At 50.6% G+C, this 23,982-nt stretch carries 22 protein-coding genes, 1 tRNA gene and 1 pseudogene; 8 read left to right on the plus strand and 16 right to left on the minus strand.

The window, feature by feature from the left end; translation table 11 throughout:
* Positions 1-77: 77 nt before the first annotated feature.
* Positions 78-680 (plus strand): sigma-70 family RNA polymerase sigma factor, encoded by a 603-nt coding sequence (locus B2739_RS12755; protein WP_331346232.1) that lies wholly within the window; start codon positions 78-80, stop codon positions 678-680.
* The gene (locus B2739_RS12760; RefSeq protein WP_331346233.1) at positions 677-1,348 is read left to right on the plus strand and encodes a ChrR family anti-sigma-E factor; all 672 of its coding nucleotides are present in this window, start codon (positions 677-679) and stop codon (positions 1,346-1,348) included. Before B2739_RS12755 ends, B2739_RS12760 begins: the two co-directional genes overlap by 4 nt.
* Before the next feature lie 77 nt (positions 1,349-1,425).
* On the opposite strand, the gene pnp is transcribed toward B2739_RS12760, so the two are convergent.
* The 16 genes from pnp to bioB all read right to left on the minus strand — a co-directional run bounded on the left by pnp (position 1,426) and on the right by bioB (position 18,719).
* Positions 1,426-3,558, minus strand: a complete 2,133-nt coding sequence (gene pnp, locus B2739_RS12765) for a polyribonucleotide nucleotidyltransferase (protein WP_331346234.1) — start codon at positions 3,556-3,558, stop codon at positions 1,426-1,428.
* Between the two features lie 212 nt (positions 3,559-3,770).
* A complete protein-coding gene (gene rpsO, locus B2739_RS12770) occupies positions 3,771-4,040 on the minus strand; it encodes a 30S ribosomal protein S15 (protein WP_049632519.1) in 270 nt (89 codons plus the stop codon).
* 153 nt (positions 4,041-4,193) lie between these two features.
* Positions 4,194-5,183, minus strand: a complete 990-nt coding sequence (gene truB / locus B2739_RS12775; RefSeq protein WP_331346235.1) for a tRNA pseudouridine(55) synthase TruB — start codon at positions 5,181-5,183, stop codon at positions 4,194-4,196.
* A gap of 5 nt (positions 5,184-5,188) precedes the next feature.
* Positions 5,189-5,605, minus strand: coding sequence for a 30S ribosome-binding factor RbfA (rbfA, locus tag B2739_RS12780; RefSeq protein ID WP_331346236.1), 417 nt, complete (start codon positions 5,603-5,605; stop codon positions 5,189-5,191).
* Positions 5,606-5,763: 158 nt separating this feature from the next.
* Positions 5,764-8,529 (minus strand): translation initiation factor IF-2, encoded by a 2,766-nt coding sequence (gene infB, locus B2739_RS12785; protein ID WP_331346237.1) that lies wholly within the window; start codon positions 8,527-8,529, stop codon positions 5,764-5,766.
* A 59-nt stretch (positions 8,530-8,588) separates the two neighbouring features.
* Positions 8,589-10,070 (minus strand): transcription termination factor NusA, encoded by a 1,482-nt coding sequence (nusA, locus tag B2739_RS12790; protein ID WP_331346238.1) that lies wholly within the window; start codon positions 10,068-10,070, stop codon positions 8,589-8,591.
* A 114-nt stretch (positions 10,071-10,184) separates the two neighbouring features.
* Positions 10,185-10,679, minus strand: a complete 495-nt coding sequence (rimP, locus tag B2739_RS12795; protein ID WP_331346239.1) for a ribosome maturation factor RimP — start codon at positions 10,677-10,679, stop codon at positions 10,185-10,187.
* Between the two features lie 303 nt (positions 10,680-10,982).
* A tRNA-Met gene (locus B2739_RS12800) sits at positions 10,983-11,059 on the minus strand.
* 195 nt (positions 11,060-11,254) lie between these two features.
* Positions 11,255-12,214: a putative metalloprotease CJM1_0395 family protein gene (locus B2739_RS12805; RefSeq protein ID WP_331346240.1), complete on the minus strand. Its 960-nt coding sequence runs from the start codon at positions 12,212-12,214 to the stop codon at positions 11,255-11,257.
* A gap of 30 nt (positions 12,215-12,244) precedes the next feature.
* Positions 12,245-12,487 carry a hypothetical protein gene (locus tag B2739_RS12810; RefSeq protein ID WP_049632517.1) on the minus strand — a complete coding sequence of 81 codons (243 nt, stop codon included), beginning with the start codon at positions 12,485-12,487 and terminating at the stop codon, positions 12,245-12,247.
* A gap of 182 nt (positions 12,488-12,669) precedes the next feature.
* Positions 12,670-13,374: a DUF2459 domain-containing protein gene (locus tag B2739_RS12815; RefSeq protein WP_331346241.1), complete on the minus strand. Its 705-nt coding sequence runs from the start codon at positions 13,372-13,374 to the stop codon at positions 12,670-12,672.
* Positions 13,371-14,066, minus strand: coding sequence for a dethiobiotin synthase (gene bioD, locus B2739_RS12820; RefSeq protein WP_331346242.1), 696 nt, complete (start codon positions 14,064-14,066; stop codon positions 13,371-13,373). Before bioD ends, B2739_RS12815 begins: the two co-directional genes overlap by 4 nt.
* A 15-nt stretch (positions 14,067-14,081) precedes the next feature.
* Positions 14,082-15,626 carry a malonyl-ACP O-methyltransferase BioC gene (gene bioC / locus B2739_RS12825; RefSeq protein ID WP_331346243.1) on the minus strand — a complete coding sequence of 515 codons (1,545 nt, stop codon included), beginning with the start codon at positions 15,624-15,626 and terminating at the stop codon, positions 14,082-14,084.
* Positions 15,619-16,806, minus strand: a complete 1,188-nt coding sequence (gene bioF, locus B2739_RS12830) for an 8-amino-7-oxononanoate synthase (RefSeq protein WP_349681269.1) — start codon at positions 16,804-16,806, stop codon at positions 15,619-15,621. The genes bioC and bioF overlap by 8 nt, the downstream gene beginning before the upstream one ends.
* Positions 16,807-16,862: 56 nt before the next feature.
* The gene (locus B2739_RS12835; protein WP_331346244.1) at positions 16,863-17,648 is read right to left on the minus strand and encodes a carbohydrate-binding family 9-like protein; all 786 of its coding nucleotides are present in this window, start codon (positions 17,646-17,648) and stop codon (positions 16,863-16,865) included.
* 12 nt (positions 17,649-17,660) lie between these two features.
* Positions 17,661-18,719: a biotin synthase BioB gene (gene bioB / locus B2739_RS12840; protein ID WP_331346245.1), complete on the minus strand. Its 1,059-nt coding sequence runs from the start codon at positions 18,717-18,719 to the stop codon at positions 17,661-17,663.
* A gap of 207 nt (positions 18,720-18,926) precedes the next feature.
* Between bioB and B2739_RS12845 the strand changes: the two are divergent.
* The 6 genes and pseudogenes from B2739_RS12845 to gcvH all read left to right on the plus strand — a co-directional run.
* A pseudogene (locus tag B2739_RS12845) lies at positions 18,927-19,103 on the plus strand (hypothetical protein); the annotation flags it as partial.
* A 57-nt stretch (positions 19,104-19,160) separates the two neighbouring features.
* Complete coding sequence (locus B2739_RS12850) at positions 19,161-19,676, plus strand: ComF family protein (RefSeq protein ID WP_331346309.1); 516 nt, start codon at positions 19,161-19,163, stop codon at positions 19,674-19,676.
* Between the two features lie 162 nt (positions 19,677-19,838).
* Complete coding sequence (locus tag B2739_RS12855) at positions 19,839-21,311, plus strand: serine protease (protein ID WP_331346246.1); 1,473 nt, start codon at positions 19,839-19,841, stop codon at positions 21,309-21,311.
* Entirely contained in the window at positions 21,308-22,261 is a 954-nt protein-coding gene (locus tag B2739_RS12860; protein WP_331346247.1) for an FHA domain-containing protein, read from the plus strand. Before B2739_RS12855 ends, B2739_RS12860 begins: the two co-directional genes overlap by 4 nt.
* A 108-nt stretch (positions 22,262-22,369) precedes the next feature.
* Complete coding sequence (gene gcvT / locus B2739_RS12865; protein WP_331346248.1) at positions 22,370-23,458, plus strand: glycine cleavage system aminomethyltransferase GcvT; 1,089 nt, start codon at positions 22,370-22,372, stop codon at positions 23,456-23,458.
* A gap of 63 nt (positions 23,459-23,521) precedes the next feature.
* Positions 23,522-23,914 (plus strand): glycine cleavage system protein GcvH, encoded by a 393-nt coding sequence (gene gcvH, locus B2739_RS12870; protein ID WP_049631809.1) that lies wholly within the window; start codon positions 23,522-23,524, stop codon positions 23,912-23,914.
* Positions 23,915-23,982 lie beyond the last annotated feature (68 nt).

Here is a 23,982-nt window from a genome sequence, read left to right on the forward strand (position 1 = left end):
AGCCGCCAAGGCAAAGCGTATTGACAGTGAGCAAAAAGCTACATAAATCCTAACGGTAAGCGATAATGAGACTTCACATGACAACAACCAAGGCCGTGTCGATGAATGACTCTACCGCCCACAGCGATGCACCCAACTGGGGAGCACTCCTGGCACGCGTCGCCGAGAGCGATGACAAGGCGGCATTCCGTCAGATCTATCAATATTTTGCACCGCGCATTAAAGCCTACGCGGTTAATCAGGGTTTTAGCCAACATGCAGAAGCCCTGGTACAAGAAGTGATGACCAATGTATGGCGTAACGCCGGAAAATATTCTGAATCGCTCGCGTCGGTTCCCACGTGGATTTTTACCATTACACGCAACCAACGCATCGACATGTTACGTAAATTAAATCGCACCCGCGCAGAAGTGGTGATCGAAACCGAAGAGCTGTGGCAAATTCCAACAGAAGATACCACCATCTGTTCGATCCAGAATTTATCGACTGAAAAGTTTGTGAAATCTGCCATTGCCCATTTACCCGAAGAGCAAATGATCGCGCTGCGCAAAGTGTATTACGAAGGTAAAACCCACGAGGAAGTGGCAGAGGAATTAAATATTCCTTTGGGTACAGTCAAAGGCCGCTTGCGCCTTTCTCTGCAGAAATTACGCGTTATGTTTGAGGCTAAAGAGATATGAGCACTCATCATCCCGATGATATGACATTGATGAACTATGCAGCAGGCAGCTTGAGCCTACCGCAAGCGTTGGCTGTGTCTGTACATCTTTGTTTTTGTCATGAATGCCGCGATTTGGTGAAAAATTTCAATCACCTTGGTGGCGCATTATTGGAAACCATCAAGCCTGCCAGCACCGAGGAGGATGCGTTTGATACGCTCATGGCAACGCTTGAGCCGCATGATCATTCGCAAGCACCAAAACCCAAATTGGAAGTGCAGGACGATGCAAGAGTTACGCAGCACTACACCAATCCATTGTTGCGCTATTTGCCTGCATCATTACAGGATTTACCCTGGCAACGCCAAACCAAAGAAATCAGCAGGTTTGATCTCACATCACTTATTAATGTGAAAGGTTTTCAGGTTGCACTACAAAAAATCAGCGCCGGCGCAAAAGTCCCCACGCACACCCATAAAGGTTTTGAATACACCGTTATATTAAGCGGCAGTTTCTCCGATGAACTGGGCGTGTATTCCCAAGGCGATTTCATCGCCCGCGATACCACCCACAAACACAGCCCCACCGCATTGCAAAATGAAGACTGCATTTGCTTAACCGTATTAAACGCACCACTGAAATTTACTGGCTGGTATCGGTTTCTGAACCCGCTTATGGCGTGGAATTAAAAATACCTCGCAAATAAAAACGCCCGCATCTTTCGATGCGGGCGTTTTTATTTGGCTCAGGGAAATTGAGCGAAGAATTACTCTTCAGTCACTTCCGCTGCTGGTGCAGGAGCAGCACCTGATTCTTCTGCCAAGGCTTCTTTGATAGAAAGCTTGATGCGACCACGTTGGTCTACATCCAAACATTTCACTTTAACAACCTGACCTTCTTTCAAATAATCGCTCACGCTGTTTACGCGCTCGTCGGCGATTTGAGAGATGTGTACCAAGCCGTCTTTGCCTGGCAGGAAGTTAACAAATGCGCCGAAGTCTACGATACGCACTACAGTACCTTCGTAAATCGCACCGATTTCCGCTTCAGCAACAATACCTTGTACGCGGTAAATAGCAGCGTTCAATGCATCGGTATTGTCAGCGTAAATCTTCACGGTACCGTCATCATCGATGTCGATAGAAGAGCCGGTTTCTTCGGTGATTGCACGAATAGTCGCACCGCCTTTACCGATGATGTCGCGGATCTTGTCCGGATGGATTTTGATGGTTTCAAAACGCGGTGCATTTTCGCTCACCACATCGCGTGATTTCGCGAGCACTTTGTTCATCTCGCCGAGAATGTGCAAACGCGCTGCCAGAGCTTGCTCCAGTGCGATTTCCATAATCTCTTCGGTGATACCTTCAATCTTGATGTCCATTTGCAGTGCAGTTACACCGCTAGTGGTACCGGCTACTTTAAAGTCCATATCGCCCAGGTGATCTTCGTCGCCGAGGATATCGGTCAATACCGCAAAGCCATTGGCTTCTTTCACCAGGCCCATCGCGATACCGGCAACTGGTGCTTTCAGCGGAACGCCCGCATCCATCAATGCCAATGAAGAACCACACACAGAAGCCATGGAGCTTGAACCGTTAGATTCAGTAATTTCACTCACCACACGCAGGGTGTAAGGGAACTCTGACTCAGCTGGCAGAACCGCAGCAACACCGCGGCGCGCCAAACGGCCGTGGCCGATTTCGCGACGGCCAGTTGCGCCCATACGACCACACTCACCTACCGAGAAAGGAGGGAAGTTGTAGTGCAGCAGGAAAGCATCTTTTTTGGTGCCTTCGAGGAAGTCGATGATTTGTGCATCGCGCGCGTTACCCAAAGTCGCTACTACCAGCGCTTGGGTTTCACCACGGGTAAACAATGCAGAACCGTGGGCTTTGCCCAACACGCCAACTTCTACTTGAATTGGACGCACAGTTTTGTTGTCGCGGCCGTCGATACGTGGCTCGCCCGCTACGATACGTGAACGCACCAAACGGTATTCAACCATGCCGAATTCGGCTTTAACTTCATCGGCTGAGAAACCGGTCGCTTCGGTTGCCAATTCTGCAACAGCTTGTGTACGCAGCTCGCCCAAACGGTCATAACGTTTGGCTTTGTCGGTGATGCGGTAAGCCATGCCGATTGAATCGCCAAAGTTTTTAACCAATGCATCGGTCAGTGCAGTGTTTGGCGCTGGTGGCTGCCAATCCCAACGCGGCTTTCCTGCATCGCGCGCCAATTCTGCACAGGCCTGAACAACAGCTTGTAACTCCTGGTGAGCATAGAGAACGGCACCGAGCATAATGTCTTCCGGCAATTCTTTTGCTTCGGATTCCACCATCAATACTGCGTCTTTGGTACCCGCTACTACCATGTCCAACTCAGAGGTTTCGAGTTGCTTGAAGCTTGGGTTGAGGATGTAACCTTCGTCCTGGGTGTATCCCACACGCGCAGCACCAATCGGGCCGTTAAACGGGATGCCGGAAATCGCCAGCGCTGCTGAGGTACCAATCATGGCAGCAATATCGGGATCGTATTGTTTGTCGGTGGATACAACCGTACAAACCACTTGTACTTCGTTCAGGAAACCTTCGGGGAACAATGGACGGATCGGACGATCGATCAAACGCGAGGTCAGGGTTTCTTTTTCGGAGGGACGGCCTTCACGCTTCAAATATCCGCCAGGAATACGGCCAGCGGCATAACTTTTCTCTTGATAATGCACAGACAGTGGAAAGAAATCTTGGCCTGGTGATGCTTGTTTTGCACCTACAACGGTACAAAGTACAGACACTTCACCCATGGTTGCCAGTACTGCACCGGTCGCTTGACGTGCGATACGGCCAGTTTCGAGGGTTACGGTTTGGTTGCCGTATTGGAACTTTTTAATAATCGGATTCACTCTTTTATCCTTTGTTTTCACTAAAAATCAATTGCGTTAATTGTTACGCGTCTTAAGTTTGCTTTTTCATCATCACAATAAAAATAAAACAACCTGTGCATCCTGCAGCTGCGCCAATCACCTTCTCACCAGCGCGTCTCCATTCACTACTTTTCATTTCGGAACATCAGCTTACAAAATAAAAGTGCCCGCAGAGCGGGCACTGGACAAACTTAACGGCGCAGACCTAATTTTTGAATCAGGGCAACGTAACGAGAAGAGTCTTTACCTTTCAGGTAGTCCAACAATTTACGACGGGAGTTAACCATGCGGATCAAACCGCGACGTGAATGGTGGTCTGCCTTGTGGTCAGCGAAGTGGCCTTGCAGTTTGTTGATGTTTACAGTCAACAGAGCTACCTGGACTTCGGGTGAACCAGTGTCACCTTCTGCTTGTTGATACTCTTTAACGATTGCCGCTTTTTCTTGAGCACTCAGTGCCATGATGTTTTCCTCATTAATATGCGATTCAATTACAGCCCGCCCGTGCATATTTACAGGAGGGTTGTTGCGGTGATTATCCATTCCATAAAAAATGGATGTCATCCGCGGCTTTTTATCGATGGGCAATGCCGTATCGATAAATCCTTATCCAACCTAAACCTCGTTTGCCGAGCGGTTGGCCAAAATTCGTTTGGGGGCCACGCCACCTTCACCGGTGATGCTACCCAACCCGAGAAACACGCGGGGTGATTGTTCGGTTTCTGCACAAAAGACGCGCACAATAGCACCTTGCTCGCCAAATCGGTAGACCTTGGAGACCATAACCGGATTCCCCAAGCGAAAGTAATAGGCGCTATTTGCCGGAAGATCTATCGCAGGAAGACTGGCGACTGGCGCATCGGCACTGAGCAGGTAGCTATCCAAAACAGCGAAGCCCGCATCATCACCTTTGGCTTCTTGTTCCGCAGCGAAGCGCGCTTCCAATTCTTCAAGGGTGACGCATTGGGATTCAGTGAATAGCCCCGCTTGAGAGCGATGCAAGGTTTTCACATGGGCTCCGCACCCCAGAGCCTCACCCAAATCTACCGCAATCGAGCGAATGTAGGTGCCTTTGGTGCAAAGGATATCCAGCTCAACTTCAGCCGCCTCACCTGCACGAAATGCCAGAATGTCCATTTTGTGGATAGTGACCGGGCGAGGCGCGCGTTCCACTTCAACTCCCTGGCGCGCCATTTTATACAGCGGTTGGCCATTGAGTTTCAGCGCGGAATACATGGGAGGCACTTGTAAAATATCGCCGCGCAGGGGTTTTAGTGCAGCCTCTACTTGGGCAAGTGTAATACCTGCAGTGGACTTTTGTTCGATGATCTCACCATCAGCATCACAAGTATCAGTGGTGACACCCAAGCGAATACAGGTGCGATAGCCTTTATCGGCATCCAACAAAAACTGCGAAAATTTGGTCGCTTCGCCAAAACACAGAGGCAACACACCGGTTGCCAAGGGATCAAGCGCGCCGGTATGTCCGGCTTTTTCCACAAAAAACAACCGCTTGGCTCGCTGCAGGGCATGGTTAGACGTCATGCCCGCGGGCTTATGCAGTAACAATACGCCATCAACAGGACGGCCTTTTCTACGCGCCATCCCGCTTACTCGCCTTTATCGTTTGATGGCGCGCCATCGGGTTCATCATCGTGTTGATGCAGGCTATCTTCTTTCATCGCGCGATCAATCAGGGATGACAAAACCTGCCCCTTGATTGAGGTTTTGTCATAAATAAATTGCAACTTGGGCACAGTACGCATGCTCAACTCTTTTGCGAGAAAGGTACGTAAGAAACCGCTCGCTTTGTTGAGGATAGCTGCTGCCTCAAGGCTTTCTTTCTCATCATCACGGCCAACAAAGGTCACGTAGACCTTGGCAAAAGCCATATCGCGAGTGACAGTCACCTCATTGATATTGACCATACCAATACGCGGATCGCGGATTTCAGCCGGAATCACTTGAGCCAACAAACGCTGGATTGCATCGGATACGCGGTCTGAACGGGTAAATTCTCTTGGCATTCGCCATTAACCTCAGTAGTAAAAATCCCCTCCGACCTCCCCTTTTTCAAAGGGGAGGAGCTAATTTCTCTCCTTTGAAAAAGGAGGGTTAGGGAGGACTTAAAAATAACAAAGCCCCACCCCCTCGCAGGGGTGGGGCGCAGGTACTGCCTCATGCATTAAAGCTGACGGGCAACCTCTTTCACTTCGTAAACTTCGATCTGGTCACCGACTTTCACATCGTAGTTCTTCACACCGATACCACACTCGAAGCCATTGCGTACTTCAGCAACGTCATCTTTAAAGCGGCGCAGCGATTCCAATTCGCCGGTGAAAATCACTACGTTGTCGCGCAATACACGGATTGGCTTATTGCGGTACACGGTACCCTCAACCACCATACATCCAGCCACTTGGCCAAATTTGGGCGAGTTGAATACTTCGCGCACGTTGGCAATACCAACAATGGTCTCCACACGCTCAGGATCAAGCATACCACTCAGTGCCGCTTTCACTTCATCCAGCAATTGGTAAATGATGCTGTAGTAGCGAATATCCACGCCTTCGGATTCTGCCAGACGACGAGTCGCACCGTCAGCACGCACATTAAAGCCAACGATGATGGCACCCGAGGTAATCGCCAGGTTCACATCGTTTTCGGTAATTCCACCAATACCGGAAGAAATCACATTCACTTGTACTTCTTCGTTACCGATCTCAGCCAACGATGCCTGGATAGCTTCGAGAGAGCCACGTACGTCTGCCTTCACGACAACAGTCAGTGTCTTCTTCTGGCCAGCTTCCATGTTGGAGAACATATTCTCCAGCTTGGCGGCCTGGAAGCGCGCAAGTTTCTCTTTACGCTCTTTCTCGGCACGGAATGCAGCCACTTCACGCGCTTTGCGCTCGTCATCCAGCACCACGAAATCATCACCAGCGCTCGGCGGAGTATCCAGACCCAAAATTTCAACCGGAGTTGATGGCCCAGCCTCTTTCACTTGTTCGCCACGCTCGTTCATCATGGCGCGAACACGTCCATAACTCTGACCCGCGAGCAACAAATCACCTTGCTTCAAAGTACCTTGTTGTACCAACACAGTCGCAACAGTACCGCGGCCTTTATCAACGCGCGATTCAATCACCACGCCTTTCGCCGCAGCATTGGTAACCGCCGTTAACTCCAATACTTCAGCTTGCAAGGAAATAGCTTCCAGCAGCTCGTCGATCCCTTGACCAGTATGGGCAGATACCTGAATAAACTGGGTATCGCCACCGTAGTTTTCCGGGATAACACCTTTAACAACCAATTCATTGGTTACACGATCAGGATCAGCCGATGGCTTATCGCACTTGTTGATCGCTACCACGATAGGCACGTTTGCAGCGCGGGCGTGAAGAATCGCTTCTTCAGTTTGCGGCATCACACCGTCATCTGCGGCTACTACCAGAATAACCACGTCAGTCGCCTTGGCACCGCGGGCACGCATTGCGGTAAACGCGGCGTGACCAGGAGTATCCAGGAAGGTGATTTCACCACGTGACGTTGATACGCGATAAGCACCGATATGCTGGGTAATACCACCCGCTTCACCGGATGCCACCTTGGCTTCACGGATGTAATCAAGCAGCGACGTCTTACCATGGTCAACGTGACCCATTACGGTCACTACCGGCGCACGGGTAGTCAACTCACCTTCAGTTTCCAACGATTTTTCCAATGCATGTTCAATATCGTTTTCACTGACAAGATTGGCTTTGTGGCCCAATTCTTCCACGATCAATACCGCAGTATCCTGATCAATGGATTCATTCATAGAAGCCATAACGCCCATCTTCATCAAGCGCTTGATCAGCTCGTTTACTTTGATGGTAAGCCGTTGCGCCAACTCGGCCACAGGGATCATTTCCGGCACATCAATTTCATGCACAATTTGCGTTGTCGGCTTTTTGAAGGCGTGCTTGTTGGTCTTTTTGTGATGCGCACGGATGTGACTACGACGTGCCAATACATCACTGTCTTCACCGTCATCACCAACAAAGTCCAGCAGATCAATTTTTGCTGCTTTTTTCGGAGTCGCAGCGCCTTTTTTGACCGGCTTACCTGCACTGCGCTTACCAGCGCCTTCCTCATCAAAATCATCATCGCTACGACCATGGTGGTGTTTTTTGTGACCATGACCGTGACGGGTATCTTCTTTTTCTGCCGGCGGAGCAATGACCGCTACAGCAGGCTTAGCGCCTTTGTTTGCACCGCGACTTTCTGGCTTGGCACTCTTAGCGGGAGCCTGGGCGGCTGGTTTATCAGCCGGAGCTTCTGTACGCGCAGAGTTGCGGCGATTATTTTCAGCCTCACGCTTGGCTTCTTCACGCGCTTTTATCTCGGCAAGACGTGCAGCTTCTTCAGCTTGACGACGCTCAATAGCCGCACGACGCTTCTCTTCGATGCCATCAGTAAACGAAATGCGATGCGAAGGGGTTTCTGCAACAGTTGTCTCAGCAGCTTCAGGCTCGACAACGGCTGGCTCAACAACCTCAACCACCACAGGCTCCGGCATTGGTGCAGGCGCGACCTCAGCAACGATTGGCTCAGGGGTCGCTTCAATTTCTGGCTCTAAGTCTGCCACAACAGCGGATTCTGCCACTTCATCCTCGCGTTTGATGTAAGTACGCTTTTTGCGCACTTCAACATTCACGGTTTTCTTTGCATTACCCGTACCGGTTTTGATGGTAGTGGTAGTTTTACGCTGCAAAGTAATTTTTTTAGGTTCCAGAGCCGCCTCACCATGACTGCTCTTTAAAAAATTCAACAGGCGTTGTTTCTCATCATCAGAAACTTTTGCCTCGGCATTCTTATGCTGTAAACCAGCTTCCTGCATCTGCTTGAGCAAACGCTCGACCGGTGCACCTATCGACTTGGCGAGTTCGTTAACGGTTACTTCTGCCATTGTTTTTCCTCAGGGATTGTTCGTTGCCTACAGGGTTTTGCTCACAGGGTGGCTCACACTTAGGCAAACCAGGGCTCGCGCGCTTTCATAATCAGTGCGGCGGCACGAGTCGCATCAACACCTTCAATATCTACCAATTCATCAATGGATTGCTCTGCCAAGTCCTCCATGGTGACGATGCCACGACGCGCCAATTCTGCGGCCAGTGCTCCATCCATACCTTCCATACCTAACAAATCTTCCGCTGGCGCTACGCCTTCAATTCGCTCTTCAGAAGCCAACGCTTGTGTCAAAAGCGCATCTTTTGCACGCGCACGTAACTCTTCTGCGATATCTTCATCAAAACCATCAATTGCCAACATTTCTTCAAGCGGAACGTAAGCAACTTCTTCAAGCGTAGTGAAACCTTCTTCTACGAGAACGCCAGCAATATCTTCATCAACATCCAACGCGCTCATGAACATATTGATGTAACTGCCTGACTCTGCTTCTTGTTTCGCTTGCCAGTCAGCAATACTCATCACGTTGATATTCCAGCCCGTCAATTCGCACGCAAGGCGCACGTTTTGACCGCCACGGCCAATTGCCATTGCCAAATTTTCTTCATTTACGGCCAAGTCCATTGAGTTGGCATCTTCATCAACTACAATCGATTCAATTTCGGCTGGAGACATTGCATTGATCACAAATTGCGCAGGATTATCATCCCACAACACAATGTCCACGCGCTCACCGCCCAATTCGTTCGATACCGCCTGAACACGCGAACCACGCATTCCAACGCAAGCACCAACCGGATCAATTCGTCCGTCATTGGTTTTTACTGCAATTTTTGCACGTAAACCAGGGTCGCGTGCAGCACCTTTAATTTCGATAACTTCTTCAGCAATTTCAGGTACTTCAATTTTGAATAACTCCACCAACATCTGTGGATTGGAACGACTCAGTAATAATTGCGGGCCGCGCGCTTCAGTGCGTACTTCCAACAACAAAGCACGAATACGATCACCCATACGGAAAATTTCACGGCCAATTAATTGATCGCGCGGCAACACACCTTCGGCGTTATTACCCAAATCAACAATAATGCTATCGCGTGTTACTTTTTTCACTGTACCGCTGATCAAATCGCCCATGCGATCGCGGTATTCGTCAACCATTTGCGCGCGTTCAGCTTCACGCACTTTTTGCACAATAACTTGCTTTGCAGTCTGCGCCGCAATACGGCCAAATTCTGCGTTTTCAATTTTTTCACGATAAATATCGCCTACTTTCAATGAAGCATCCTTATCGCGCGCTTCATCCAAATACAGTTGGGTACCCAGCTCAGCCATAACATCGTCAGCAACCAACTCCCAGCTGCGATAAGTTTCGTAATCGCCAGTAGCACGATTGATGCTAACTTCAATTGTTGAGTCTTCGTCGAAACGCTTTTTGGTAGCTGTAGCGAGTGCGGTTTCAATCGCCTGGAAAATTAATTCCTTATCAACGCCTTTCTCATTGGATACCGCATCAGCGACCAGCAAAATTTCTTTGTTCATTGGTTTGCCTCTGTTAACTCCTCAAGCTAGCGCAACAAATAAGTGCCCTAGATCATTACGTTTTCCATCTCACGTTTTTACAATTTTTTTGCAAAAAATTCGTTTTTCACGCGATTAATCTTTATCACTCAAATTGTTTGCACGCATCAATTCTTCATAGCGAGGCTCTACATTGGCTTTATCGATAACATCGATAGATACCTGTACTTCCTGATTATCAACCTGCAAAAACACATCGCCATTTTCAACTTTAGTGATAACACCTTTAAAGCGACGACGACCATCACGCGCAATACGCAAACGCACACTGATTGTTTCACCCACATAGCGAGCATAATGCGCTTCTGTGTAAAGAGGACGATCCAGTCCGGGGGATGACACCTCCAAGGTATATTCACCATCAATTGGATCTTCTACATCAAACACACTGCTGATCTGGCGACTGACTCGCTCACAATCATCAAGCGACACCCCGTTGGCACCATCGATAAAAATACGCACAGTGGTGTAACGCCCCTGCGTCAAATATTCCAAACCCCAAAGCTCGCAGCCCAGGGATGAAACAACAGGAGCAATCAGGTTTTCTAACAATTCTTGCTTGGAAGCCATGCTTTGGTCCGCATTCAAATCAATCGCTGCGAAAAACAGCAGCCCAAAAAACAAAAATGGGCACAAGGCCCATTCGAACGTTTACATCTGTCATCACGCAGGCCTGCGTGATAGGGGATTAGCTTCAACAACCGTTAACCCCAAAAACTACAAATACAAAAAAGCCCCATAAAGGGGCTTCTCGACTTGAATTCGCCTTACGAAAAAGCGGATTCAATACTTCTTAGTTCTGGCGAGAGCCGGGAAGTCCCTTTTTCTCTACCTGTTTCTTGTTTAAGAAAAACAACAAGAAGCAAAGAATTTTGGTTGCGGGGGCTGGATTTGAACCAACGACCTTCGGGTTATGAGCCCGACGAGCTACCAAGCTGCTCCACCCCGCGACTGAAACTCAAACTTGCCAACTGCTCAAGTGAGGCCGCGAATTATAGGGAGGGATATTAGTGCGGTCAAGGGAAATAGCCATTTAAACCGGATATTTCTCAAACTGGCAGTTTAATTGATCGATACGCGCAAAAAGCCAACACACTATAACAATAGCCAAACTATAAAACAGCAAAAATGACCATTAGATGAACCTACACTGTTTTATTCAGGAAACTCCCAATACCGGTATCGGAACCAAGCACGCCAATTTCAATCAGGCGCCGATTCAGGTCGATATTGCGGCGAGCCCCCTCATTGAAAAACTCTGCCCGCGCCTGACGCTGATCCAACAAGCGCTGCTCTGCTTCAAACCGCTCCTGATCCGCCTGCAAACGAGCCTCTTCCTCTTCGATACGCTGTTTCTCACGCTCCCGCTCATCGCGCGCGCGCATTTCGACATCAGAGGTTTCACCGGAAGTAGCTTGCTGCGCATTCTCACCCTGACGCGCGCCATCGCCGCTAGCCACAGCCTCGCGGCTCTGCGCTGCCTCTGTTGATTTCAGCTCGGCCAACTCAGTGCGCGCTTGCAACTCCATTTGTGCCGCTAATGCAGCTACACGACCATCCTGCGAAGACGGCTCGGCAGGCGCATTAGCCGCACGACGCAATTGCTGTGCCTTGCGCAAGGTTGCTTCGGGGTCACCAAGGATAGGACTGGTATCAATCTGGACCTCACCACCGACAGCATAACTGACCCCATCCGGGCCGCGAACAAAGGAATAGGTTGGACTGCCGCCATACTGACCTGCAACAGCAGCATGGGATTGCTCGTGTGCCCGCACTTCGCGGTCACGTGCGGCAAGCACCTCAATTTGGTCGCGCTCCGCCTGCTGCCGCTCCTGCTCTACTTTTTTCTTTGCGGCAGCTTCACGAGCAGCAGGATCATCACCATTACTACGAGCACCGCGCTCGACACGGTCACGCTCCACATCATCATTGGGACGCTCATCAGGAAAGCGGCGATTAAGTGCGCGCCCTGATTCAGCGAGCTGCTCAGCGGGGCGAAAAGTAGATGATTTCAGATCAGTGGTTTCCTGACTAACAGGTGCACGACCCACCGGCGCGAACGGCGCAACAGTGTTGGCGTAGTTAGACTGGATATTATTGATCACTCAACTCACCTCCTGATTAAGCCCGGTACATCAGGCTCGCACATCCAGCAAGGTACCAATAGCCTCATCAGCGGCTTTAACTACCTTGGCTGAACTATCAAATAACTGGCTTTGTACTTTGATATTGATCAGCGGCTCAGCAACATCGTTCGCTTGCGGGTTATCGCGCTGGGTAGTACCCGCCTGGGCAATTTGCTGGGCAGACTGCAACATGGATGACTGGCTTTTTTGCATGCCAATCAAACCTTGGTTAACGACAGAACCTACGTCCATCAGTATCCCCTCTTGGCTAGTAGTGCGTGAATTGGTGTCGCGAGGAAAACCTATCAGAAAGACTTCCCCACTGTTATTAACAGTTTACGCTGCAATGCGCTTAAAAAACAGGCGAATTTGCCGTGCAAAATAGGGATTTTAAGACAAGTTAGCTTTAAAAAGTGCAGCGATATAACCGGGAATTATTCCAGGTGATTGAGCAACCCAAGCGTCTGTTGATGTTGGGATATATAACTGGCCTGCTCGAATACGCTCTGCGCTGTTAACTGCAAACTGCTGCGCACCGGCAACCCGGCAGCTTGAAGAGCGCGACCACTCCAGGTGTTGCAGTTACTAAATACGCTGTAATGACCGCTCGCCCGGTAAAAATGACCTGCGCCTTCAACGTAGGCCTGAAGGGGAATAGGCTGTCCGGACTCATCCAGTGCAAACGAGTCATCCAGATAACGGAGCAACTTGCGCATGCCTTTATCACTCACAGCGATAGCCACGCGCGTCTCTTCCGGAATGGATGCAAAAGGCGATTGCATGTAGGTAATGACCTGCAGCGCTGAATGGCTGGAGGCGATTAATGCTTTGGTTGCCGCGCCAACCGATTTACTTTTGCCAGTGAAATAATTGCCATCGCCCCAGCCGATGCGAATATAACGCTGCCCCTGCGCTTCTTTTTTTAAGTGCTTACTGTAAAGCGCAGCGGTGTTTGCATCGATCAAAATGCTGGTATGCCATTCGCGATAAATAAAATGAATAATGTGTTCAGTATTGGCGACAGGAATTTTTTGTTTCGCAGGTACAGATGTGCAACTTGTTATTAAAAACAGCAAGGCAGACAGCACGCTTAATCGCAACACGCGCGCAATACATGCAATAGCAAAAACAGGCATCATGATGAGAATAATTGAGAGAGCGATTCAGGTATAAATTCGGCAGCCACCGCTTCGGGTTTCGCATCGGCCAACCAGGGAATGACACCTAAACAGGGCGCAGGAATGCGCGCAGCCAAACTCTGGATATTTTCATGCAACACCGGCATATCGGCATCAATACAATTGGCGACCCAACCAGCTAACAACAAACCATCGTTACGGATTGCCTCCACAGTGAGCAGTGCGTGATTGATGCACCCCAATCGCACACCGACAACCAAAATAACCGGAACACGTAACAACTTGGCCACATCGGCCAGCGTCTCTTGCGGATTTAACGGCACGCGCCAACCACCCGCACCTTCTATTAGCGTGAAATCGGCCTGTCCCAAACTGCCACGACAAAAACCCGCTAACCGATCGGCCGATAAAATGCGTTTTTCTTGCTGCGCGGCGATATGTGGAGCGATGGCCGCTTGTAGCGCGATAGGATTAATTTGCTCATAAGCCAGCGGTATCGTCATCACCGACTGCAACAACAAGGCATCATCATTGCGTAAACCCGCGTCAGTTTTTTCGCAACCCGCCGCAACCGGTTTTAATGCAGCGGTACTAAGCCCAGTGTTTTTTGCAGCGACCAACAAACCCGCAGCGATGAGTGTTTTGCCGACGTTAGTGTCCGTTCCCGTTATGAAAAATGTTTTTTTAGCCATGAGATCTGTGTGCCGTTAAATTTTGTGTGCTGTTAAATAGATAACATCGTAAGTCGCGGGCAACCCTTGCGCGGTGCGGAAAGCCTCGTAAGCATTTTTGAACGCGAGTAAGCGCGCACGCCCGGTAAGCCCCTCGGGCTTTCCTGTATTGATATTGTGCGCGCCCAGGGATTTTAATTCGCGCGTAAATTCATTGAGCTGGGCGTAATGAAGTGTGCAGTTTTCCTGTTTCAGTTCGTCGGCAACCAGTCGCGCCTGCTCTACCGCAGCGACAATATTTTCACACGACTGGAAACGATTTACGTGAACGTAATTATCCACCTTTTGCCACGCCATTTTTAATTCATGCAATGTATCCGGCCCGAGCGTTGCGATGCACAATTGTCCACCCGGTTTAAGCACGCGCCCAAGCTCACAAAACAACTGCGGCAAATTATTGCACCACTGAATGGCGAGGCTGGAAAAAATAACGTCCACACTGTTATCCGCCAGCGGCAAATGTTCTGCATCACCACAAATCCATTTCACATCAGCCTGCCGGATATGGGATAAATGTGCCGATGTCAGTTGCGTGGATGCGTAGCGCAACATACCTTCCGCAATATCCAACCCGATCACCTGCGCATGCGGATAACGATGCACTATGTGCTGCGTAAAAAATCCGGTACCCGATCCAAGATCCATCACCACCGACTGTTCAGGCAACAACGCGGGCAATCGCTCCAACAAAACCGAACCAATATCGCGCTGCAGTTGTGCAACCGAATCATAGGTTTGTGCTGCACGGCTAAATGATTGGGCAACCTTTTTTTTATCGAGATCACCACCAACTGCATGTTGCAGTAAAAATTTGCCGATGCAATCTACTACCTGTTGCGGTTGACTCCAGTGCACTGCATGGGCGGTATTGTCCAGCACAACAATATCCTGTTGCGGATTTATGTCTTTTATTGCGGCGGCAGCTGCGATCGGAACCAAGGCATCCTTTTCAGCAAACAAATGCAAACAAGGCTGACGCAATTGCGCCAAAATTTCACGATTATCCAACACCGATAATAACTGTAACGCTTGCAGCCAAGCAGGTGAAATTACACCCGCCTCCATACGGCGCAACTGTTTTAGCAAGGCTCGTTCATTTGCATCGCCTTGCACCAGCAAGCCACCAAATAATTTCAACGTAGCTTGCGGGTCTTGCTCAAAACCCTGGTTGAATTGGCGATTGATCGCACGCGGCATCGCTGTTGGATAATCGATTGATGCAACAAATTTTGCATTCGCCGCCAAGGTAATCACGGCATCGATACGTTCGGGAAACCGCGCAGCCAATTGCACGGCAAGCATGCCGCCAAGCGACCAACCCACAACCACTGATTTTGCGGGCAATTGTGTTGCAAGCGCATCAAGCACAGCATCGAGAGAAAATTCAGGCAATGCAGCAGCGGAACCAAAACCCGGCAGATCAATTACTGTGACTGCAGCAATAGATCGCAAGGGCTCCAACACCGGCTGCCAGGTGCGGCTGTCACAACCCCAGCCGTGGATAAGCACCAGATTAATCATGCGCAACCTCGCGCTCCACCGCATCGATAACATCGGCTAACACTGCCAACAATTGATCGACCTGCTCGATGGTATGTTGCGCTGAAAACGTGATGCGCAAACGCGAACTGCCAACTGGCACCGTTGGCGGGCGAATCGCAATAATTAAAATGCCGCGCTCAGCCAGCTTTTGTGAAATCAACAATGCTTTGGCTTCATCGCCAATCACAATCGGCTGAATGGGCGAAAACGAATCCATTAATTGTAAGCCCAGCGCTGCCGCTCCTTTACGAAAATGCGCAATCAGTTGCGCAAGGTGTTCACGTCGCCAGTGTTCATGTTGGATGATGCGCAAACTCGCACGTGTTGCTGCGGCAACTGCCGGTGGCATCGCAGTGGTGTAAATGTAGGGCCGCGCAAATTGAATGAGCGTTTCAATTAATATTTCGCTGCCCGAGATAAAAGCACCAAAACTGCCTGCGGCTTTACCGAGTGTGCCCATCAAAATAGGCAATTGCTCTTGCGTCAAACCGAAATGCTCTGCACTGCCCGCACCGGTTTTTCCAAGGCAGCCAAAACCATGCGCATCATCTACCATGAGCCAGGCGTTATTTTTTTGCGCCAGCGCAGCAAGCTCCGGCAAGGGCGCGCAATCGCCATCCATACTGAACACACCATCCACGACAATTAATTTTCTCGCCGCGTCAGTTTTATCCAACCGGTTTTGCAAATTATCCACATCATTGTGCAAAAAGCGCTGGAAGCGCGCGCCGCTTAACAAGCCTGCATCTAACAAACTGGCGTGATTCAAACGGTCTTCAAATATTGCATCGCCCTGTCCAACCAATGCGGTAATTGCGCCCATATTAGCCATGTAGCCAGTGGAAAATAATAAGGCGCGCTCACGGCCGGTAAATGCGGCCAGTTCTTCCTCCAGTGCATGATGTTCACTGGAATGCCCCGCAACCAAATGCGATGCACCACTGCCTACACCGAATGTTTGCGCAGACGCTTGCAATGCGGAAATAACATCGGGGTGATTCGCTAAACCTAAATAATCATTACTGCAAAACGCGAGATAAGGCTTACCGTCAACGATTACCTGTGGCATTTGTGGTGACTGCAACAATTTGCGTGTGCGGTACAAATGCGCTGCACGACGTTCAGCAAGGGCAGGAGCGAGTGTTTGATCTATGTTCACAGAAGTAACCACAAGAAAATTATCGGCGCGCAATAATCGCTGCGATAAACAAAAAATTAGGGATTCAACACCAGCACACCAAAAGCGTCCGGCACATGGAAATTGGCGATGCGGGTATGCGTAGGAAAAGCAGCGAGATACTGCCGCGGATTGTTGCCTTCCAAACGATAAAGCCCAATCGGCAATTGCGCGCCCGCTACCAATGCGCGTGTAATGTCGGGCGCGCGAATTTCCATTTCAATCACTACCGTTTTATGTAATGCATTTTGCGTTGCTGCAACACTCACATTGGATGACCAGGAAGACTCATGTGTTTTGCGGCGGCGATCCACCCACAGATCCATAAAATGCCCAAAAGGCCCGACTTCTATTTCGGCATATTTGTAAGGATTAGCAGGGTTAGGCGCGATGAAAATTTCTACACAATCTTCGTCATACAACTTGTTGCGTTCCTGCCCGGCAGAAAACTGATGGTCGGTATTACGCAGCGCAGCGTTTTCCAATTCCCACAATAAATAAAGCGCGTCTTGCGCCCAGAGTGCGCGCACTTGTGTTGGGGTTGCTGTGGCACGGCCTTGCCAATCAGTATTGAATTTCAGGGGCGTTGCGGTTGCCCAAACAGAATCAATTTCACCATCGACGACCAATGGCTGCTTGAGTTGAGCAGCATTGAGCGGTGCACTTTCATCGCGCACATGGTTCGCGATAGTTTCATGTATGGCGGATTGTTTAACGGATGATGAGTTATCGACTTGAGCACAGCCTGTTGCAAAAAAGATAAACGCCAGCGCGATAAAAAATCGCACTGGCGTTAACCCTTGCACAGCAAACAACCGATACATTATGGCGATGCGTTATTTGGAGGCGTTGTAAAACAGGGAATCCATTGCCGCTTCTTGCAGCTTGTTCACAATCGCGGCTTCCTGTTCGCTTTCATCTTGATGCACTTCATAAGCTTCAGGCTTGATGCCGAGCTTGTTGAATAACTGCATGTCTTTGTTGGCTTCAGGGTTGGGTGTAGTCAGTAATTTTTCGCCGTAGAAAATGGAGTTGGCACCGGCCAGAAATGCCATCGCCTGGGTTTGCTCATTCATTTGCTCGCGCCCGGCCGATAAACGCACGTGGGATTTAGGCATTAAAATGCGCGCTACGGCGATGGTGCGGATAAATTCAAATGGATCGAGATCGGCTTCGCTTTCCAGCGGCGTGCCGCCTACTTTAACCAGCATATTGATCGGCACCGATTCAGGATGCTCGGACATGTTCGCCAATTGCTGCAATAAACCGGCGCGGTCAGATTCTTCTTCGCCCATTCCGACAATTCCGCCGCAGCAGACTTTCATGCCTGCTTTGCGCACATTGGCGAGGGTTTCCAAACGGTCTTGATAGGTGCGCGTGGTGATGATTTCACCGTAGTACTCAGGCGATGTATCCAGATTGTGGTTGTAGTAATCCAAACCAGCGCTGGCCAATTCTTGCGCTTGATCTTCATCGAGCATGCCGAGCGTCATACAGGTTTCCAGCCCCAGCGCTTTTACACCTTTAACCATAGTGGTGACGTAAGGCATATCGCGATTTTTAGGTGAGCGCCAGGCCGCGCCCATGCAAAAACGGGTAGCACCCGAGGCTTTTGCCGCTTTGGCTTCCTCGATGACCTTTTCCACCGCCATCAATTTTTCACGCTCAAGTCCGGTGTCGTAACGGGCAGACTGTGGGCAGTAGGCGCAATCTTCCGGGCAGGCTCCAGTTTTAATCGAACAGAGCGTACTGACTTGCACCTCATTGGGATTGAAGTAGGCGCGATGCACTGATTGCGCCTGAAACATCAGGTCGCTGAACGGCATAGCAAACAAATCGAGGATTTCGGCGCGGGCCCAATCGTGACGGATAGTAGGGGCAAAGCTGGCGTTCATAAAAAGTCCATATAGACGAAAACAGATGGCCTCATCTTAACCGAGCAAACTTCGCTGTCAACCAAAAAGCCTCCTGCAGGTTTACTGCGGAAAATTTTGGATTGACGGCGGCCCCCTTCAGGCTGACTTCGCCGCTTTGACAAGCATCGCCCGGTTATTGAAAATGCCTTTCAAAGGACTCGCCCCGCTTTATTGATAAGGATTTTTATGCCTCACCCGATCAATCCGCTTGCTTTGCTATCTTCGCCCTTCGCTCTTGTTACCACACTGGCCAACCGGCTGCTGCCTGCCCCCTGCTTGTTGTGCGGTTTGGCTAATGCCAGACACCCGCTACTATGCCCTGAGTGCGCTCATGCCCTGCCATACCAATCACACCAGAGCCATTTGTGCGGATGCTGCGCCCTGCCGATGGCCAGCGATGCTCCTTTATGCGGTAAATGCTTGCGCTACCCACCCCCCTTCACACGCTCCTGCATTCCGTTTACCTACGACTATCCCTTCGATTTTTTAATCCAGCAGTTCAAATACCGTCGCCAGTTAAGCAGCGGAAAAGTGTTGGCAAGGCTATTGGCTGAGCACTGCAAGTATGAGTGCCCGGATTTTCTGGTGCCGGTTCCCATGCATTGGCGCAAGCGCTGGCAACGCGGCTTTAACCAAAGCGAACTATTGGCTTATTGGTCTGGCAAACAACTGGGGATTCCGGTTTTGGCAGCTGCAACCCAGACACGCCATCACCATTCGCAAAAAGGCCTGGGGCGCAAAGAGCGACTGCGCAACCAAAAGCAGGCTTTTGGGATTAACCCCGCAGCGATTGCCCGACTGAAAAATAAGCATGTGGCGCTGGTAGATGATGTGGTAACGACCACCGCCACCGCACGCGCACTGAGTGAACTCTTGCTCAAAGCCGGTGCCAGACAAGTGGATATTTGGGCACTGGCGCGAACGCCTGATCGCTAAACCCAGCAGCGGGTGGCAGCACTACAAATCTTTCTACCTCTGCCACAAAATAGTCGCTACTATCCTTTTGCAGCGCCTATCCTTTCACAGCGCCTGCCTTGTAATCCCGCATTTATCTTGATGGTTTTATTACTTGACGACTCAACTACTGCAAGGATCTTCATGAGATTTTTCTACCGCCCCCTGACCTTCGCGCTCACGCTGATGGCCAGCTTGGGTGTCGCGGCACAAACCGACACCCCCAACACAGCAGCTAACACAACACCCAACACTGCCCCATCCTCGGCCGCACAACAACTCTATGCCTCTGCCCAGCAGAATTTGTTGCAATTGCGCGTATTGCTCAAAAACGGCAATAGCCAATCGTCGGTTGGCTCGGGGTTTTTGATTGGCAATTCCAATCTGGTTGTGACCAATTTTCACGTGGTATCGCAAATTGCGCTGGAACCCGAAACCTATTTTGGCGAATACAAAGACACCAGCGGCAAAAGCGGTTCCATCGAACTACTGGCCGTAGATGTGCTGCACGATCTGGCGATTGTGCGCATTGCGCGCAATGGCAGCGGATTTTTTAAGGTGCCCCATGCATCGCAAGGCAAAGACCAACCCGAGTTGGTGAAGCTGCATCAAGGACAACACCTGTACTCATTAGGCAACCCGCTCGACTTGGGCTTTACCATTTCCGAGGGAACCTATAACGGTATTAGTACGCGCGGCTTTTCCGACCAATTGATGTTTACCGGCGCGGTGAATTCCGGCATGAGCGGCGGCCCCAACGTGACCGCCGACGGACAAGTTGCCGGAGTCAATGTGGCGCACCGGCGCGATGGCGAACTGGTGAGTTTTTTGGTGCCGGTGCGTTATGTACAGGCGCTACTCTCACGTGTCACCAGCGATATGGCTCCACCAGAGGATTTCAAACCGATCATCGGCGAGCAATTACTGGAACATCAAACCGTCATGGTCGATAAATTGCTGGAACAGCCTTTCAGCATCAAATCCCTCGGACCTTACCGCGTGCCGGTGCGGGAATCCGATCAGGTGCGCTGCTGGGGCAATACCGACAGCTCAGCCAAAAAGGCGTACACCATCGCCAGCATCAACTGTTCGATGGAATCGGCTATTTACGTCTCCAACGAGATGCAAACCGGCCACATCAGCATGCATCACAAGTACGCGCACAACAAAAAGCTCAACGTCATGCAGTTCTCACAGCTCGCGACCAATATGTTTGATGGACAGGTATACAGCACCGCCAAGAGCGAGACCATCACACCGGCATCTTGCACTGAGGATTTCATCAGACACAACAAGATCTCGCTGCGTGCACTGGTCTGTGCCGAGGCTTATCACAAGTTCAATGGCCTTTACGATTTCACCCTGATCACCGCCAGCACCGATGACAGCCAAACCAGCTTGCAGAGCATGATCAACATCCAGGGTGTCGCTTATGACAACGGGATGAAATTGATTTCGCTGTTTTTGCAGGGCATAGACCGGGCTGATGCGGATAAAACACCCGCTCTAATAACTGACACCAAAGAAAATGAAACAGACGAGCCAACAATCACCCCGGCAAGCACCCCAACAAGCACTCCAACAAGTACTCCGGCAAACGGGGAGGTAGCGCCATGAACCAGCCCGTTTTTATCGAACAACTGACGCCGGATGGCGAAGTATTGCACCGCACCAAAGTGACCCACTTGCCTGCGCGGATCGGGCGCGCCTATGACAACGAGGTTATCCTTGATGACCCACACACCGCCGCGCACCACGCGCAGGTAGAGCTGAACCAGTTGGATGAGCTGATTATTTCGGACCTGGGGAGCTACAACGGTCTCGCGCTGGGTAAAAACCGCGAGCGGTTCTTTGTGGTCGATGGCGACCATATTTATCGCCTCGGACACACCCATCTGCGCATCCGCACAGCCGATTATCCGGTCGCAGCCGAGGTGAGCGACTCAACCAACCATCACTGGGAAGGCTGGCTACCCGCCTTTACCGGCCTGCTGTTATTGTTGACCAGCGGATTGCTCAGCACCTGGCTCGCCGACTTGAACCAAGGCACGCTGAGCAAATACTTACTGGAGCTGGTCAGTGTGTTCGGCTTTGCAATTGGCTGGAGTGGGGTCTGGGCTTTGTTCAGCCGCCTGTTCAATGGCCATGCACGATTTGGCCGCCATTTGTTTATCGTCAGCGCCGGCCTGGCTTTTCTGGAGTTATGGGAACACGGAAGCGGCCTGCTCGCTTATGCAATGAGTTGGGAATCACTGCAGACGTTTAGCTCCCATCCGATGATTTTTATCTGCGCCGTCGTGCTTTATTTCCACTTCATCACCGCAGGCAACAAGCAGCCAAAACGGTTGCAGCTTGTTTTGGCCGCAATCGCCATACTCGGCTCAGCTATCGCCATGACCAAAGAGTACCAAGCCAGCAACCATTTGGCGGGGGAACTGTATATGAGCAAAATTTATCCACCGGCCGTCCGGATCAGCCGCGACCACAGCCTGGAAGAGTTCATGACGGATATGGAAGCACTCAAGGAAAAGGTCGATAGCGCACGTAAAACGGAGCCAAAAGAATAGCCCTCGGGCACCGACATTGGACACACGCGGGGCGCGCACCTAGAATGGCGCCCCTTTTTACCCAACCTCATCTTTTAGCATCCTGCAGTTAACTCAATAGGTATCAACATGGGCAACAAAACCGCGCTCTATGCCACTCACCAAGCAATGGGCGGCAAACTGGTGGACTTTGGCGGCTGGGACATGCCATTGCACTACGGCTCGCAAATCGAAGAACACCACAAGGTGCGCCAACACGCGGGGATGTTTGATGTATCCCACATGACTGTTGTGGATGTCGCGGGTACCGATGCCAAAGCCTATCTGCAATATTTGCTGGCGAATGACGTCGCTAAATTGGATTCTGTTCCGGGCAAAGCACTGTATAGCGGTATGCTCAATGAAGAGGGCGGCGTTATCGATGATCTGATTGTCTACAATTTAGGCGATTGGTACCGTGTCGTCGTCAACTGCAGCACACGCGAGAAAGACCTCGCCTGGATGAATAAAGTCGCCACTGCATTTTCGGTGACAGTCACCGAGCGCCAGGAATTGGCCCTGATCGCCATTCAGGGGCCGGAAGCGATACGCATAGCATCATCACTGGTTAGCGCCGAACGCGCGCAGGTGATTGCCGGCCTGAAAATATTCCAGGGGCTACCTGCCGGTGATTGGTTTATTGGCCGCACGGGTTACACCGGCGAAGACGGGCTGGAAATTATGTTGCCCAACGAGCAAGCAGTTGATTTTTGGAACGCCCTGGCCAACGCCGGTGTCGCACCCTGCGGGTTGGGCGCGCGCGATACTTTACGCCTGGAAGCGGGCATGAACCTCTACGGCCATGAAATGGATGAAACCGTATCGCCTCTGGCTGCGAATATGGGCTGGACTATTGCCTGGCAGCCCAGCGAGCGCGACTTTATTGGTCGTCGCGCGCTGGAAGCACAAAAAGCAGCGGGCAACGCACCTAAATTAGTGGGGCTGGTATTACGCGAGCGCGGAGTCTTGCGCGCAGAACAAGTTGTCAGTATCGATGGCAGCGATGAAAAAGGCGTAATCACCAGCGGGACATTTTCGCCAACCTTGGGCTATTCTATTGCTTTAGCACGGGTACCAGCGACTATCGGTAGCCACTGTCAGGTTGATATGCGCGGCAAGCTCATCACCGTTGAAGTGGTAGCACCTACTTTTGTGCGCAATGGCAAAGCCCTTATTTAAAACCGATCGTTTTTAACACCAAGCATTAAAAAATTCTTACAGAACCACCACAGGAATAACACCATGAGCGATATTCGCAAAGAACTGAAATACCTGAGCAGCCACGAATGGGCGCGTGTTGAAGAAGACGGCACCGTCACCATCGGCATTACCGATCACGCACAAGACGCCTTGGGCGATGTTGTTTACGTAGAAACACCGGAAGTAGGCAGCCGCGTATCCATCGGCGAAGAAGCCGGTGTTGTTGAATCAGTAAAAGCGGCATCTGACATTTACTCACTGGTATCGGGTGAAGTCGTTGCCGTAAACGAAGCCTTGCAAGAAGCACCTGAAACCGTCAACAGCTCACCTTACGATGAGGGCTGGTTTTTCCGCGTCAAACCCGATGATCTGGCCGAGCTGGATGAAGCGCTCGATGCAAGTGAATATCGTGAAATGTTGGAAAGCGAAGAGTAACTCTGCTTCTCGACATTCTTCATAAAAAAACGCGGCCATTGTGCCGCGTTTTTTATTGATCAAGCTGC

Source organism: Cellvibrio sp. UBA7661, assembly GCA_002483365.1.
In the GTDB taxonomy this organism is placed as follows: domain Bacteria; phylum Pseudomonadota; class Gammaproteobacteria; order Pseudomonadales; family Cellvibrionaceae; genus Cellvibrio.